The organism is Kribbella sp. NPDC031520, from assembly GCF_055580825.1.
This window is the reverse complement of sequence record NZ_JBVIKS010000001.1, coordinates 652,883-669,883: the sequence shown is the minus strand read 5'-3', so window position 1 is coordinate 669,883 and position 17,001 is coordinate 652,883. Positions and strand designations below refer to the sequence as shown.

Here is a 17,001-nt window from a genome sequence, read left to right as displayed (position 1 = left end):
TGGGGGTCGATGCTACGGCGGGGGTGCCGTGCCATCCGGGTCGCGGGGGGTGGGGGTTCGTGATGCGTACACGGCTGTCCCGGCGTGCGATCTCGGCGCTGACAACGCTCGTTCTCGGCAGTTCCGTACTGGTCGTACCGGCCGCCTCGGCCAGTCCATTGGCCACGCCGGACGTCGACGGGATCCGGACCGCGATCTCCGGCGGGTCCGGCCTGCAGAAGTTCGTCGGCGATCTCGCCACGGTCGGGGCCTTCGGCAAACAGGTCAACGGCCTGACGCTGGAGCCCGGCAGCGCGGACGCGCTCGGGCTGGGCAACCTGCTCCAGGGTGCGATCGGAGCGGTCGGCGGGTACGCCGGCGCGACGTCGGTCGACGGCCTGGTCGACGCGTTCAACGCGACCGACGCAGACTACGCCGGTGACTCCGGGGCCAAACGGCACGTGAAGTGGACGGCGGCCCGGCTGCCGGACGACGCGGTGACCCGGGTGCGCCTGAACGCGGTGATCACCCGTACGGTCGGTACGGGCATCCGGTTGTCGACCAAGACCAAGCCGTTCGACTTCACCTCGGCGGCTGGGCTGCAGGCGACGCTGACGTTCAGTACGACCTTCGTCGTGAACTTCGACAACACCTCGAAGGACACCTGGCTGGACGCCGATCCGGCGATCGCCCTGCGGATCAACGGCGTACAACTGGTCAAGCCGGTACCGCCCAACGCCACCCACACGCTGCCGGACGTGGACGCCGCGATTGGGATCCTCGGCGTCACGCTGACCGACACCAGCAGCTACGCGGAGGACGTGACCCTCAACGCGACGATCCGCGACCCGAACAACGACCACCGGCTCACCGTCGGGCAGCAGAACAGCGAGCTCGGTGCCCAGGGCGCGGCGGCCGGTCTCACCACGGTGGCGCTCGCACCGGGCGGCACGCTGTCCGGAACGCTGCACATCGTCCCGCGGCCGTCGTCGACGATCGCCGGGCTGCCCGGGGCCGACGTCGACGTCACGGTCGGTCCGAGTGATCCGGCGGCGGGCGATCCGGCCGTCGACTATCGCGATCACGGGCTGGACCCGGTGGCGGCGTTCGAGACGCTGACCCCGTTCGACCTGGCCCAGGGCGTCAACCAGCTGGCCAGTACGGTGTCGAAGCTCCAGCACTCCAGGCCGGCCGCCTCCACGGTCGACCTCGATCTGCCCTTCCTGCACGGCACGGTCGCAGACCTCGTCCCCGCGACCGAGGCACTGCAGCAGTTCCTCGTCGACCACGTCTCGAAGCCGTCGACGCCGGACACCACCGGGGTGCCGGACTTCGCGTCGGTGCAGCAGTTCCTCGACGAACTGGCCGCCGAGAAGGGGCCGGGTTCGAAGTACACGGTGACCGTGACCGGTGCTGGGTTCGACAACAGCGATCCGCTCCATCCACGGCTGAAGTTCACCATCGGCGTACATCGTGATCCGTCGGACCAGGCGGCGGACCCGATCGCCGATCTGCTGTCCGGTGGACCGGCCGGCGTGACCTACGAAGACCGGAAGGTGACCGACAGCAGCAAGGACTGGAACGCGTTGCGGGCGGACAAGGCGACCGCGGCGATCATCGACGGTCTGGCCGGGCGGCAGATCTCGGTGGGCAGCCACACCGCCGCGATCAAGTCCGTCGGTGGTACCGATCCGCACGCGATCATCCTCGATGCCGATCCGCTCGGTGGAGCCACCGCACCGGCCTCGCTGTGGACCGGTGGTACGCCGGCCAACGGCACGGCCGGGTACTCGATCGCGGCCGGGAACTCGAAGGCCGGCAACGTCGAGCTCGGGAACCTGCTCAAGGACGCTTCGCACCTTCGGGACGCGAACGCCGTCCGGCCGCAGGCCACGATCACCCCCGGGTACACGATGACCCTGCCGGTCGTGCTCGACCTGCAGCCGGCCGCCACGCTGGGCGCCTGCGCAGCGCTGAACCCGGGCGGCCTGGCCTGCCCGTACGTCGAGAAGACCGGTGCCGACGGCAACGGTCCGCAACGGGTCGTGACCGAGCTCCCGCTGCGCGCTGACCGGATCATGCTGGCCACCGGTGGCCAGCTCCTGACCGCGTCGACGACGCTCAGCACACCGGTCGACCTGCTCGCCTCGGTCGGCTACGTCCCGGTCCGGATCGGCGGCACCATCGCGCTCTGCCCGTCGACCGGGTACGACAGTTCGTGCACCAAGACCGGGAACCCGGGGCCGCTCCAGCAGCTCACGCTCAAGGGGACAGGTACGCCGGTTCCCGTCGGCACGTTGTTCGACGAAGCGCGCGACCACCCGGACCAAGTACTCACCGGCCTGCCCGCCGGCACGATCGCCCACGCACACGGCGCGCTCAAGCTGCTCGCCGTCGCCGGGACCACGACGTACTTCCACGACGACGGGACGCCGGGCGCCGCCACCCTGGACGCCGACCTGTCGAGTACTCCGGCGACCCCGACGGTGACCGACACCAACGGCGATCTGGCGAAGCTGCTGCCGCTGGACGTGAAGCCGGACCCGAAGGACGCGTACGCGAACGCGCTGTTCGGTATGGTCCTGGCCGACCTGTCCGCGGTGTCGAACCAGCTGTCGTCCGCCCCGACCGCGGGTGGCCTCAGTACGCAGATCCCCTTGCTGGGCACGAGTTTCGGCCAGTTGGCGGCCGACGGCGAGCGCGGCACCGCGTCGTACGCGATCAGCGGTGGCTTCCTGAACCTGACCGACTCGACGCGCACCTTCACCGCGGACCGGTACGTCGGACGCCGCGTGCTGATCGGAAGCGCGCAGTTCCCGGTCGCGGGTGTTTCGCCGGACGGGCACACGTTGACGCTGGCGACGCCGCCGGCGGCCGCACCGGCGACCGGCACTGAGTACCGGATCGGCGACGAGCTGGTGTGGGCCGTCGACGCGATGACCGCCCTGCAGCCGCCGGATCTCGGCGCGCTGCTGGCAGACCTCCAGCGGCGGCTCGGCAACGGCAGCGCCGTGTCGTTCACTGTCGACCCGACGGCCAAGGTGCTGCATCTGACCGTCGACTGGAAGCGCTCCTTCAGCACCCGCTCCGCGATGGGCCTGCACCTGACCCTGCCGGGCAGCGGCGGCGTCGACCTCTTCGGCGCCAGCACCGGCGGCACCGTGGACATCGGCGTGACCGGTGAAACCGTTGCCAAGCTCAACATTCCGCTGGACGCGACCGGTCTCGCGGACCCGGCCGGCAAGCTGACCGTCGACCCTGGCTCCTCGATGTCCGTCGAGGCCAAGGTGAGTACGCCGGCCGCCCAGCGGACCGGATCGGTCGGTGCACTGCCCGTCGACCTCGGCAACTCCGGCGACGACCCGGGGATGCAGCTCAACGGCGACCTGGCGGTGACGGCCAAGGGCTCGGCCGGCACGCTCGGCAGCTGGTGGTCGAGCCTGAGCGCGACGACGCTGAACGGCGGTACCACTCCGAAGACCTGTACCGGGGTGTCGAGCTCCGCCCCGATGTCCCTGTGCGCGAAGATCCCGCTGCACAAGCACGGTGACTCCGCGGTCCTGGACACGATGACTCTCCGGCTCCCGCAGACTGCTTCGAGCCTGGCCGACGCGTTGGCCCTGTCGCCGGACTTCGGCGGTGGACCGCGGCTGTCCGCGTTGCCCGGTCTCGACGGCGCGCTGGCCGCGAACACGATCAGCCTGCACCCGCTGGCGGACGGCCTGGTCAAGTACGTCGACAACGCGAAGAGCGCGCTCGACCTGGCCAGCGCCGGCGGCAAGGTGCCGCTGATCGGCAAGGACCTGCAGGCCGGCAAGGACTTCCTCGGTCAGCTGCAGCAGAACCTCGCCGGCGGCGTCAACGGCATCGGCAGCTTCGCGACCTTCGGCGACCTGCAGAACGCACTGCAGGGCATCTTCGCCGCCGACCCGCTCAAGTCGCTGACCAAGGGTCCGGTCACCGTCTCGGGCGTGTGCTCCGGCGTCCCGGTGCCGCCGCCCAGCGGAGTGACCTTCACGGTCGCGACCGAGTCCGGCAAGACCGCCACCATCGACTACAAGTACGCCGTACTCGCCCACGGCCCCGATCCGGACAAGGCACCCACGGCGCTGTCGGCTCCGTCAGCGGCGCAGAAGAACGCCGCGCTGGATGCCAAGAGCACCAACGCGGTCTCCTGGACCGGCTCGGGCAGTCACGTGACCGGGTACGACGTGTTCCGGCAGGTGAACAACGACGGCAAGTGGCTGTTCGTTGGGTCCACCACCGACACGCACCTGACCGACACAGGACAGGGGTCCGGTACGCCCCCACCGCCGGCCGGCAACCCGACGTACAGCGGGCCCTGCTCGCCCTCCGACGGCGCTGGATACGTCCAGAGCGTCACGCTGAACGCGAGCTTCGGTTCGGCCGGCAAGGTCGACAGCGCCGGCTGCACCGACGTCAGTGACACCGACAAGTGCCTGTCCGCGACCCTGCCGCTCGACCTCGGTCTGCCCGGACTCTCCTTGCACGCAATGAAGAACGCCGACGGCAGCATCGACCAGGGACTCACCGCGCGGCTGGGCTGGCGGCTGAACCTGTCGGTCACCCTGGACAAGACGCAGGGCGTGGTACTGGAAACCGCGCCGAAGGACGAGTTCCAGGTCGGCGCAGCCGTACAGATCCCGAAGGAGATGGATGCCGGACTGGCATTCCTGCAGGTGCACCTGAAGAACAACAAGCCGGACGCGAACCAGTTGGCGGCGCTGTTCTCGATCGATCTGCAGGGCGGAACGGGTGGCCATTTGCCGCTGGCCGCGTTGCTCGGATCCGACCCGGCCACCCTGTTCCACCCAACCCTGTCGGCCAATCTCGACATCGATCTGGGCCTCAACACCGGCCTGACCGGTGACGACGCACACGTGCTGCCGGGGTTGTCCGCGACGTTCAAGTTCAAGGCGTCGTGGAGCAGTTCCGCGCCCGCGGACATCGGGATCAGTACGCTCGAGTTCGACAACGTGACGGTCGATCCCGGCGTCTTCCTGTCCAGCACGATCAAGCCGATCGTCGACGACATCGTCAGTACGCTGAAGCCGATCCAGCCGATCCTGGACACGATCAACGCGCCGATCCCGGTGCTCAGCGACCTGTCCCACCTGGCCGGTGGCGACGACGTCACGATCCTCACCCTGGCGCAGGCCTTCGGCGGCGGCGGGGACAGCGTGAAGACGGTCACCGACGTGGTGACGACGGTGACGAAGCTGTCCGCCGCGCTGGCCTCGCTGAGCAGCGCCGGCGGTATCCCGCTCGGCTCGTTCCAGCTCGTGCAGGACAAGGTGAAGAGCACCACGACCTCCCCGGCGTCGGCCGACGGCCTGATCGGCAAAGTCACCGACAAGGACGGCAACGAGATCGCGGACGGCAAGCCGGGCTCGATCATCGGCGCCCTGAACGGCAGCATCACGGGTGGCACCAAGCTGTCGGACGACGACAGCGGGCCTGGCATCACGTTCCCGGCGCTGAAGAACCCGCGGCAGCTGTTCGGCCTGATCGCCGGTGGTGACGCTACGCTGGCGCAGTTCGACAGCGGCGTGCTCTCGGTCGGCTTCTCGATGAGCGAGTCGTTCGGTCCGGTGTACGCGCCGCCGCCGGTGCTGGTGGTGATCTCCGGCAGCGCGTCGGTGAGCCTGCACGTGGTGGCCGGCTTCGACACGTACGGGATCCGGCAGGCGGTCGAGACCGCGAAGCCGGTACAGATCCTGAACAGCCTGTTCTTCGTCACGGTCGACGACAAGGGCGCGCCGATCCCGGTGGTGTCCTTCCACGGTGAGCTGGCCGCCGGTGCGGCGGTGAGTGCCGTCATCATCACGGCCGGCGTGGTGGGCGGCATCGCGCTCACGGTGAACTTCAACTGGAACGATCCGAACAACGACGGCAAGTTCCGGTTCAGCGAGTTCCTCGCCGCGGCGGTGAAGAACCCGATCTGTCTGTTCAACGTGGGCGGCGAGTTGTCGCTGTTCCTCAAGGTGTTCATCACGATCGGGTTCTCGCCGTTCGACGTGTCGTTCGACTTCACCCTGGTCAATCTCAAGCTGCTCGACTTCTCGGTGACGCCGAACTGCGCGCCGCCGCCGCCTCGGCTCGGCGGCACGAAGGACGGCGTGCTGTACCTGTTCGCCGGCCGGCTCGGCACCGACACGGCCCGCGGCGACCCCCTGTGGAAGGCGAACAACGCCGACGAGACCTGGATCGTCCGCGAGTCCGGTACGACGATGACCGTGCAGGCGCTCGGGATCACGCAGACCTTCGAGGGCATCAACACCGTCGTCCTGGACGGGCGTACGTACGGCGGTCAGCTGAAGCTGATGCTCCAGGGCAAGGACGCGACCTCCGCGTTCACCGCGAAGGCGATCGTGTACGGCGGCAGCAAGGCCGACGTGATCCGGACCGGTCAGGGGCCGGCCTGGGTGGACGGCGGTGGTGGCGACGACACCCTGACGACCGGCGACCGGCCGAACGTCACCCAGCCGGCCGTACCGGGAGTCGTTGTCGCGGGCAACGGTGGTGCCGACCGGATCACGGTCGGCAACGACAACGACGTCGTGGCCGGGGACGGCCACCTGAGTACGGCGTCGACCGCGCTCGACCTGGCCTCGCCGAAGACCGGTGACGGACAGGCCGACCCGGTGCCCGTCACCGACGTGATCGACGTCGCGGCGGTGCAGACCGCGGGTCTGCCCGAGACCAAGGTGCCGTCGGAAGGTGATCCGGGCAACGACACCGTCGTGCTCGGGCTCGGCCGGAGCACGGCGTACGGCGGGGACGGCGACGACAACATCGCCGTCGCGGCGGACAGCCCGTTGCTGGGCACCCCGGGTCAGGACCCGAAGGGCCTCAGCTCGGCGGGTGTGATCGTGGTCGGTGGCGCCGGAGCGGACTCGATCTCCGGCGGCAGCGGCAACGACACCCTGTACACCGGCGAGGTCCCGGTGAAACTGGACCAGGACGACCCGGGGCAGGGGGACAAGTACGACCCGAGCGACCCGCTGAACCGCAAGGAGGCGACCGAGACTCCGCACGTCCGGCACACCGACGTCAACCACGTCGACACCGGCAAGGGGGCGGACTACGTCTGGGGTTCGAACTCGACCGACTTCGTCACGGGCCACTCCGCGCCCGGCACCGTCGACCACCTGTACGGTCTGGGCGGCAACGACGTCCTGGCCGGCGCCGACGGTGCCGACGAGATCTACGGCGGTCGCGGCGACGACTACGTGATCGCCCAGCCGTCCTCCGTGGACACCGGTGCGAACCTGACCGACCAACTCGGCACGGGTGCGTACCGGGTGACGCCGCTGCCGGATCCCAACCCGGCGGCGAAGAAGACGCTCGTCGGTGGCGGCGGTCGCGACCGGATCTACGGTGGTGACGGCGACTCGACGATCTACGGCGACCACTCGACCGTTCCGGGTACGTCGACGGCGGACAGCTGTGCGAGCCCCGGACCTGACCCGTCCGACCCGCCGGCCGAGCACCCGCGGGACACGAGCAACGAAAGCGACCCGGCCAACCGTGACGACGCCGACCTGATCCTCGGCGGCAACGGCGCCGACACCGTGCAGGCGGGCGGCGGCAACGACTGGGCGTTCACCAACGGGGGAGAGGACCTGGTCTGCGCCGAAGGCGGCGACGACCACGCGTACGGCGGAGACGGCCTCGACACCGTCTTCGGCGGCAGTGGCGACGACGTCGTCCAGGGCGACGCCGGGAACGATCACCTGTACGGCAACACCGGCGACGACACGGCGTACGGAAACGCCGGGCAGGACCGGATCCAGGGCAACGCCGGTGCCGACACGCTGTTCGGCGGCGAGGACGACGACGTGCTGATCGGTGGTACGAGTACGGCCGGGCGCAACGACGCGGCGGCCACACCGTCCGGTGAGTCGGCGGCCCGCGGCGACATCATCAGCGGCGACATCGGCAAGGACAGGATCGTCGGCGACAACGGCAACCCGGACGATCCGGCCGGACCGGTCTACGACCTTGCCGACAGCACCAATGCGGCACTCGGCGGCCCGGACACGATCTACGGCGGTGCCGACGACGACACGATGTACGCCGGCCTCGCGGACGACCAGGTGTTCGGCGGCGCCGGACACGATGTTGCCGAAGGCAACCCGGGGGCCGACCACCTGTACGGCGAGGCGGGTGCCGACGGCCTGATCGGCGGCAGCCACCAGACACCGGGCGACCCGGCGGCCAAGGACGCGGCCGGCTACCCGGACGCCGGGGACGCGATCTCCGGTGGTACCGAGGACGACGTGATCGCGGCCGACAACGCCGTCGTCACCGACTCGGCCGGCGCCGACAGCGGCGATCCGGTCACGCGCGGACGCGGGTTGTCGTTCGGGCGGCACGTCGTACTGTTCGATCTCGGCTACAGCCCGGCCCCGGCGAACTCGGGGGCGGATGCCGTGAACGGTGACGCGGGCAACGACGTGATGTACGGCCAGGGCGGTGGCGACACCGTGCACGGCAGTACCGGCGACGACTACGCCGAGGGCGACCAGGCTGTGGACTTCCTGTACGGCGACGCCGGGCAGGACGATCTGGCCGGCGGTTCCTCGTACGCCGAAAGTGGCACTGGGCAAGCAACCGCGGGGCAGCTCGACACCGGCGACACGATCTCCGGTGGCAGCGACGCCGACGTGGTGCTGGGCGACAACGGTCTGCTGACCCGCGACTCCGGGATCGCCAAGAGCGCGATCACCCAGGGCCGGGCGGACACCGACGCCGGCGGGCAGATGACCGAGCGCAGCATCCAGCCGTACGACCTCGGCGACACCCCGGTGGCGAACACCTCGGGTGGCGACGACATCACCGGCGACGGCGGCTGCGACGCGATCCTCGCCCAGGGCGGCAACGACCGGCTGAAGGGCAACGACGACGCCGACTACGCCGAGGGCGGTCCCGGACGGGACTGGGTCGAAGGCAACGTGGGCGCCGACGACCTGATCGGCGGCAGTTCCACGCTCTTCGGCTCCGACACCGCGGTGACGACCCAAGGCCAGCCGGACACCGGCGACGCGGTCTTCGGTGGGCTCGGCGACGACCTGATCACCGGCGACAACGCGGTGACCACCCGGGTCGGTACGCCGTCGCCGTACCTGAACCGGGTCGGCAGCGACGGCCGGTTCGACGTACAGCGGTCGCTGCGGTTGGTCGACCTGTCCTGGAGCAACGGGTACCTCGGTGCGCCGACGCGTCCGGTGGCCGGTGACGACCAGTTGTCCGGTGGTGGCGGCGTCGACGTGGTCTTCGGCCAGGACGGGAACGACGCGATCTCCGGTGGTGGCGGTGACGACTACGCCGAGGGCAACGGCGGCCACGACACGGCGTACGGCGATCGCACGCTGGCGGAGGCCGGCATCGCCATCCCGGCTGCGGTGCCCGGCTGGCCCGGTACTGCGTCGGCACCGGCGGACCTCGGCGACGTCAGCGCTCCGCAGGGTCAGGACGACCTGATCGGTGGCTCGTCCCTGCAGGTGTTCCGGGACACCGACGACGATGTGCACGGTGACGGCGCGGCCGACTTCGTGCTCGGCGACAACGGTACCGCGGTACGTGACATCGTCGACCAGACCGGCAAACCGGTTGCCTTGGGCGACGACCTGTCCAAGGTGAGCCTGCCGTTGACCAACCGGGTGTACGCGGGCCGCTACGATCCGGCGCACCTGCCGGCGGATGGCGCGTACGTCCGGCACGGGGTCGGCAACGCGCCGACCAGGTTCTGCACCACGACGCAGGCCACCTGCGAACCGACCGGTGCCTCGGGCAACGATCATCTGTGGGGCGATGCCGGAGAGGACACGGTCTACGGACAGGACGGCGCCGATCTGGTGTACGGCGATACCGGCTCGACAGCCGGCGCCGACGACGGCGGGACGTTGACTGCCGGAGCTCGCAACGACGACGACCTGTACGGCGAGCTCGGCGACGACCGGATGTGGGGCGAGTCCGGCGCGGACGCCATGGTCGGCGACCGTGGTGGCATCGTCGACACGTACCAGGACGGCTCGAACCACTTCGTGATCGACAACAGCCAGGTCCCGCAGATCCATTACGAGGGATTCCTGGCCGGCTCGGTCACCCGGAAGATCGACCTGCAGCACGATGTCAACGGCGACGTCTTCGCGGCCACCGGAACCGCGGCGGCGATGCCGCACCGCGGTGACCTCGAGGGTGGGAACGACCGGCTCCGCGGTGGCGACGGCCACGACTCCGTGCACGGCGGTTTCGGGGACGACCTGCTCAACGGTGACAGCGGCGGAGACACCGTCTTCGGCGACGACGGGGCCGACCTGGTCTGGGGTGGCAAGGGGTGCGACGCGCAGATCGACGCGGCCACGCCGGACTGCCTGACCAACGGCGCCTTCGATCCGAATGCCCGCGGCACGAACGACCGGATGGTCGACTACCTGTTCGGTGGCAAGGGCGCCACCTCGGGACCGTCGGTCGATCCCGGCACCGGCGCGCTCGGGTCGGACATCATCGACTGGCACCCGCGCGGGACGTACGGCCTACCGGGTTCGACGACCTGTTCGGCGAACCCGTGGCCGCAGACGTTCGGCAGCGGCAAGAACGCTGTCACCGTCGATCCGTGCGCGTGGTTCGAGATGACCGACCTGGCCGATGCGACGGTGGCGAACAACCAGCACCACCAGGGCATCGACTGGATGTACGGCGGCTGGGACCGCGACGTACTACAAGGCGACGTCGCGGACAACGGCCCGAACCTCGGCGACCGGATGCTCGACTGGGGCGGCGCGTACAACCTCTACACGCACTGCAACGCCGCGTACGGAGGCTTCAACGATGTCCGGCAGTGGAGCCCGACGATGCAGGACTTCCTGCAGCGCTGGGCGACCTCGGTCGGCGCGGGTCAGGTCACCGGCGACGTCACCACACCCGGTACGTCGGCGTACGACGAGCTGGCCCTCGTCTACCAGAGCGACCTCTCCACCCACGGCGCCGGCCCCGCGTTCCCGTCCACCCCCGGCCACTTCGACAACCCGAACGCCTGCGCCCCCTGACCCCACTCACCCCGGCGGGCGAACCTGCCCGCCGGGGTGAATCAGGGGGTCAGGCTGTCCGGTCGTACAGGAGGCAGAGGGCGCCGCTTTCGGTCCGGGTGCAGTCGGTCAGGGTCCACGACGAGGCTGCGGTGGTCTCGTCGAAGAGGGGTACGCCGCCGCCGACCAGTTCGGGGCAGAGCGTGATGGAGAGGCGGTCGAGCTCGCCGGCCGCGAGCAGCGTACGGATGATGCTGGAGCTGGCCAGTACGACGATGTCGCCGCCCTCCTGCTGACGGAGTTCCTTGACCGTGGCGACCGGGTCGGTGGCGGCGATCCGGCTGTTCTGCCACGGCGCCTCGTCCAGCGTCGTCGAGAAGACCACCTTTTCCACCTCGTTGAGCCAGCGCGAGAACGTCCGGCTCTCGGTCGGCGCGGTCTCGTCGTCGGCGACGGTCGGCCAGTACCCGCCGAAACCTTGGTAGTTCTTCCGGCCCAGCAGCGCGGTGGTCGCCGGCGACGTCACCCGGATCATGTGCGCCAGCGACGTGGGCGTGACGGCGTGCGGGGCGATCCAGCTCATGTCGTAGTCACCGCCGGGGCCGTTGACGCGGCCGTCGAGGGACAGCGAGATGTTGCCGACCACAGTGCGATTCATGGTGTTCTCCTCGGGAGTTCGAATGTGCCTCAAACTCTCGCCGCCGACACCCGTCCGGGTCGTCACCAGATCTGACGACTTCTCGTCCGGGACCCCGAGGATGCGAGGATGGCCGGATGGGGGCCGTCGTCAGTCCGGTGTTGATCAACCGCAGGGCGGAGCTCGCGGCTCTGCGCGGAGCGTACGAGCGCGCGTGTGCCGCTGAGCCGGTCACGGTACTGGTCTCGGGCGAGGCCGGGATCGGCAAGTCACGCCTCGTCACAACCGCGCTCACCAGCTTCGGCAATAGCGGTGGTGGCTTCGGTGGGGAGCCGATGGTTTTGAGCGGTGGTTGCCTCGAGCTCGGGGCGGAGGGTACGCCGTGGGTGCCGTTCCTGGCGATCCTGCGCAACCTGCTGCGCGAGTGGGGCCCGGACCGGCTCACCGAGGCGCTGCCGTCCGGCGGTACGGCGCTCGCCGGATGGCTGCCGGAGCTGTCCCTGCCGGAGGGACCGGCGGGTCATGTCCGGTTGTTCGGCGAGGTCCTCGGCCTGCTCCAGCGGGCGGCGGCGGAGCGCCCGCTCGTTGTCGTGGTGGAGGACCTGCACTGGGCGGACGCGTCCAGCCGAGAGCTTTTCGTATACCTCGTGCGCAACCTCAGCGCGTCCGCTGTGCTGCTGATCGCGACGATGCGGACCGGTGAGCTGCCCTCGGGCCACCCCACCCGGCAGTTGCTGTCCGAGCTCGGCCGGCGCGCCGAGGTGGTTCGGCTCGAGCTGGAGCCGCTCGGCCGCAAGGAGGTCAGCGAGCTGCTCACAGCGCTCGACGGTCGCGCGCCGCATGCCCTGGCCAGTAGCGAGATCCACCGGCGCAGCAGCGGGAATCCGCTCTACGTAGAGGCTCTGTACGCATCCGGTACGGACTCCTCCGAAGGGCTCACCGAGCTGCTGCTAGGCCGGGTTACCGACCTCTCGCCGGCCGCGCGAAAGGTACTCACCACGATCGCGGTAGCCGGCGGCGCGGTCTCGGACGACCTGCTGTCCGAGGTGTCGGACGAGCCCGTGGACGACGCCGTCCGTGAGCTGATCGAGCGCAACCAGGTCTCGGTGTCGGACACCGAGTACGTGATCCGGCACGCCCTGATCCGCGAGGCGGTGTACGGCGCCCTGCTGCCCGGCGAACGTCGGCGCCTGCATGCGCGGTTTGCCGCAGCGATCGAGGCCGGACCCGGATCGCAGGCGGCGCTGGCCGAGCACTGGACGGTAGCGGGGCAACCCGGCAAGGCGCTGGTGGCAGCGTGGCGGGCCGCTGCGACGGCTGAGCGGCAGTTCGCGTACGACGAGCAGCTCAACATGCTCGACCGGGTCCTCGAGCTGTGGTCCGAGGTCGACGCGGCCGCTGACCTGATCGGGGTGAGTTACGCGGCTGTGCAGGAGGTGGCGGCCGCCGCGTCGTACACCACCGGCCGCTCACGAGCCGGCGTGGACCACGCGACCGCGGCGCTGGCGGTCCTCGATCCGGACACCGAACCGCTCCGGGTCGCCGGACTCCTCCGGCTGCGCGGTCTGCTGCGCTGCCGGATCGACGGCACCGGGAGCGACGACCTGGACCACGCGGTGCAGCTGGTACCGCCAGGAGCCGACGACGTACTGCGCAGCCGTCTGCTGTCCGGTCTGGCGTTCACCGAGCTGGTCGGCATGCCCGGACCGGAGATGAGCAATCACGCGGCGCAGGCGCTCGACCTGGCGGAAACCACCGGTGACGATCAGGCGCTCGCCGATGCGCGGCTGGCTGTCGGTGGCATCGCCTTGCACGGCGACGGCGGTCCCGCAGTGGTTCAGGAGCACATGCAGGACGCGCGGCGGGCCGCGGAGCGGTGCGGCGATCAGCACACGTACCTCACGTCGCTGCAATGGGAAGGACGGGCGATCGCGGACGCCGGGCACCCCGAGGAAGCGGCTGTTCTCCTCGAAGCGGCCGAGCAGCAGGCGGAGCAGTGGGGCCGGATGCGGGCCAGAGGCTCGATGCTGGCGCAGAACCGGGCGGAGGTGCTGATCTCGCTGGGGCGCTGGGACGAGGCCCTGGAGCTCGTGGACAACGCGCTCGCGGACGGTCCACCGCCGTGGTACGAGGCGGCGCTGCGGATGGAGGTCGCGGTCATCGCCGTACGGCGCGGCAGGTACGACGAAGCGGCCGGCCAACTTGCGCAGATGGCCGTGCCACCGTCAGGGGTGGCCAGCGAAGTCGGTCTGCAGCGCCTGCCGGTCCAGATGGCGCTCGCCGTCGGCACCGACGACGTACCCACGGCCGACCGGCTGCTGGCCGAGGCGCTCGACGTGATGCCGGACTGGCCGGTAGCCGACGTGGTGGTCACGGCGCGGCTCTACCTCGCGGCGCTTCAGCTGGAACGTACCGCTGCCGGGCGACGGCGGCAGGTGCCGGCGCGATCGGAGCTGCTGCGGAAGGGACTGCCCGGCCTGGATCGGTGGCCGATCGTCGCTGCGGTGTTGCGGACCGGGGATGCCTTCGAGGCCGGGACCGTCGGAGCCTGGGACACGGCAGCCGACGCCTGGCGCGTGGTCCACGACGTGCACGAGCTGGCTCAGGCGTTGGTCGGAGGCGCCGCCGCCGCGATCCGTTCGAACAACAAACCCGGCGCCCGGCGCCGCCTGGACGAGGCCCGGGAGATCGCGACCGGCTTGGCGGCCGTGCCCTTGCTGAGTGACATCGACGACCTCACCCAACGCGCCGGCCTGTCCTCGGCGGCCCGGGAAGAGCCCGCGGCGTACGGGCTGACCGAGCGCGAACTCGTCGTACTGCGAGTCCTCGCCCGCGGCCTGTCCAACGCCGAGATCGCCCGCGAACTCTTCGTCTCACCGAACACCGTCGCCACCCACGTCGCCCGCATCCTCCGCAAACTAGGCGTCTCCACCCGCACCGAAGCCACCGCCGTCGCCCACAACACCGGCCTGATCTCCACCAACTGAAATTCACCGGCGCGACCAGCCGTCGGCTGACAAGGTACGGATATGGACGTCGCCGAGGTGCTGGGGGAGTGGTGGGACCTGAAGGTGTCCGGGGTCGAGGTTCTGACCGGTGGGATGAACTCGGCCACCTGGCTGGCGACCTGTGGTGTGGATCGGGTTGTGTTGAAGGCGGTTGACGTCGACGATGCCGCGTTCGAGCCCGGGCTGGAGTTGGCGGTACGGCTGGACGATGCGGGCGTGATCACCGGGCGGCCGCGGACGAGCAAGCGGGGGCGGCTCGTGGAGCGGGTCGACGGGCGGCAGGTCGCCGTACTGGAGTTCGTCGACGGTCTTGAGCTGGAGCCGACCGACCAGGCCGAGATCGGTGACGTACTCGGTCGCGTGCACTCGGCCGCGCCGCTCGAGTCGGGCGACACCGCGGACTGGCTCCGCTTCCTCCTGCCGTTCGAGGAGTCGCTGGATCTCGAGCCGTGGATCCGACCGGCGGTCGAGGGCGCTGTGGCGGACGCGATAGCGCTGGGCCCCGTGTCCTGGGCGTGGCTGCACGGCGACCCCGCCGCGGAGGCCTTCCGGCGCCAGCCCGACGGCCGCGTCGGCCTGATCGACTGGGGCAGCGCGATGCGCGGCCCGATCCTGTACGACGTCGCGTCGGGGGCGATGTACGTCGGCCGCGACGTCGTACCGGCGTACCTCCACCGCCGCCCCGACCTGACCGCTGAGGTGGACCGAGGTCTGGACGTCTTCCTCCGCGTCCGCTACGCCGTCCAGGCCGGCTACTTCGCCTGGCGCATCACCACCAACCTCCTCACTGGCATCTCAAGCCCAGCCGACAACCACAAAGGCCTAGCCGACGCCCGCCGCTCGTTCAAGAACATGCGAGCGTAGAAGTCTTGCTGGGTGGGGATTGCGGGGATTTGGCGGTGTATCGGGCGTCCGACGGAGTGTTACTGACGCGCGAGGTACTTCCGGATGCGATCGTTAGGGGCGACGCGGTCCACTGAGCGTGGTGGTCTGGGGACTAGGCTCAGGAGCGATTCGTCATCGAGAACTTGGGAGTCAATGTGGCCACCATCGAGGCCGTCGGCGCGCGCGAGATCCTCGACTCGCGCGGCAACCCCACTGTCGAGGTCGAGGTTCTGCTCGACGACGACACCATCGCCCGTGCGGCCGTCCCGTCGGGCGCGTCCACCGGCCAGTTCGAGGCCGTCGAGCTGCGGGACGGCGACAAGGAGCGGTACGGCGGCAAGGGCGTGCAGAAGGCCGTCACCGCCATCCTCGAGGACATCGACAAGGAGATCGTCGGGTACGACGTCCACGAGCAGCGGCTGATCGACCAGGCGCTCCTCGACCTGGACGGCACCCCGAACAAGGCCAAGCTCGGCGCGAACGCCATCCTCGGAGTCAGCCTCGCGGTCGCCAAGGCCGCCGCGGACAGCTCCGGCCTGCCGTTGTTCCGGTACGTCGGCGGCCCGAACGCGCACGTCCTTCCGGTGCCGATGATGAACATCCTGAACGGCGGCGCGCACGCGGACAGCAACGTCGACGTCCAGGAGTTCATGATCGCCCCGATCGGCGCCGCGACGTACGGCGAGGCGCTGATGCAGGGTGCGGGTGTCTACCACGCGCTGAAGGCGGTGCTGAAGGAGCGCGGCCTGTCCAGCGGCCTCGGCGACGAGGGCGGTTTCGCGCCGAGCCTGCCGAGCAACCGGGACGCGCTGGACCTGATCCTGACCGCGATCGAGAAGGCCGGCCTGCAGCCGGGCAAGGACATCGCGCTGGCGATGGACGTCGCGGCGAGCGAGTTCTTCACCGAGGGTGTGTACGCGTTCGAGGGCGGCAAGAAGTCCGCGGACGAGATGATCGCGTACTACGCCGACCTGGTGGCGTCGTACCCGATCGTCTCGATCGAGGACCCGCTGAACGAGGAGGACTGGGACGGCTGGAAGAGCCTGACCGGTCAGCTCGGCGACAAGATCCAGATCGTCGGCGACGACCTGTTCGTCACCAACGTCGAGCGGCTGGGGCGCGGTATCACCGAGAAGTCGGCGAACAGCCTGCTGGTCAAGGTGAACCAGATCGGCTCGCTGACCGAGACGCTGGACGCCGTCGACCTGGCGCACCGCAACGGGTTCACCTGCATGATGAGCCACCGTTCCGGTGAGACCGAGGACACCACGATCGCCGACCTCGCGGTGGCGACCAACTGCGGCCAGATCAAGTCCGGCGCCCCGGCCCGGACCGACCGGGTCGCGAAGTACAACCAGCTGCTCCGGATCGAGGAGGAGCTCGACGACGCGGCGACGTACGCCGGTCGCTCGGCCTTCCCGCGCTTCCAGGGCTGACC

5 protein-coding genes are annotated in these 17,001 nt (G+C 70.0%); 4 read left to right on the top strand and 1 reads right to left on the bottom strand.

Features of this window, described 5'->3' with window-relative positions:
- Nucleotides 1-62 precede the first annotated feature (62 nt).
- Nucleotides 63-11,054: a hypothetical protein gene (locus ACZ5BU_RS03285; RefSeq protein ID WP_465696703.1), complete on the top strand. Its 10,992-nt coding sequence runs from the start codon at nt 63-65 to the stop codon at nt 11,052-11,054.
- A gap of 49 nt (nt 11,055-11,103) precedes the next feature.
- On the opposite strand, the gene ACZ5BU_RS03280 is transcribed toward ACZ5BU_RS03285, so the two are convergent.
- The gene (locus ACZ5BU_RS03280; RefSeq protein ID WP_465695138.1) at nt 11,104-11,691 is read right to left on the bottom strand and encodes a dihydrofolate reductase family protein; all 588 of its coding nucleotides are present in this window, start codon (nt 11,689-11,691) and stop codon (nt 11,104-11,106) included.
- Between the two features lie 116 nt (nt 11,692-11,807).
- On the opposite strand from ACZ5BU_RS03280, the gene ACZ5BU_RS03275 reads away from it, so the two are divergent.
- From ACZ5BU_RS03275 to eno, 3 genes are all read left to right on the top strand, one after another.
- Nucleotides 11,808-14,657 carry a helix-turn-helix transcriptional regulator gene (locus tag ACZ5BU_RS03275; RefSeq protein ID WP_465695137.1) on the top strand — a complete coding sequence of 950 codons (2,850 nt, stop codon included), beginning with the start codon at nt 11,808-11,810 and terminating at the stop codon, nt 14,655-14,657.
- Between the two features lie 42 nt (nt 14,658-14,699).
- A complete protein-coding gene (locus ACZ5BU_RS03270; protein WP_465695135.1) occupies nt 14,700-15,542 on the top strand; it encodes a phosphotransferase enzyme family protein in 843 nt (280 codons plus the stop codon).
- A 176-nt stretch (nt 15,543-15,718) separates the two neighbouring features.
- Nucleotides 15,719-16,999: a phosphopyruvate hydratase gene (gene eno / locus ACZ5BU_RS03265; RefSeq protein ID WP_465695133.1), complete on the top strand. Its 1,281-nt coding sequence runs from the start codon at nt 15,719-15,721 to the stop codon at nt 16,997-16,999.
- Nucleotides 17,000-17,001: the final 2 nt, after the last annotated feature.

Excerpts from the sequence above, each read along its gene's own strand:
- ACZ5BU_RS03285 (WP_465696703.1), top strand. The coding sequence starts at position 63 with ATGCGTACACGGCTGTCCCGGCGTGCGATCTCGGCGCTGACAACGCTC.
- ACZ5BU_RS03280 (WP_465695138.1), bottom strand. The coding sequence starts at position 11,691 with ATGAATCGCACTGTGGTCGGCAACATCTCGCTGTCCCTCGACGGCCGC.
- ACZ5BU_RS03275 (WP_465695137.1), top strand. The coding sequence starts at position 11,808 with ATGGGGGCCGTCGTCAGTCCGGTGTTGATCAACCGCAGGGCGGAGCTC.
- ACZ5BU_RS03270 (WP_465695135.1), top strand. The coding sequence starts at position 14,700 with ATGGACGTCGCCGAGGTGCTGGGGGAGTGGTGGGACCTGAAGGTGTCC.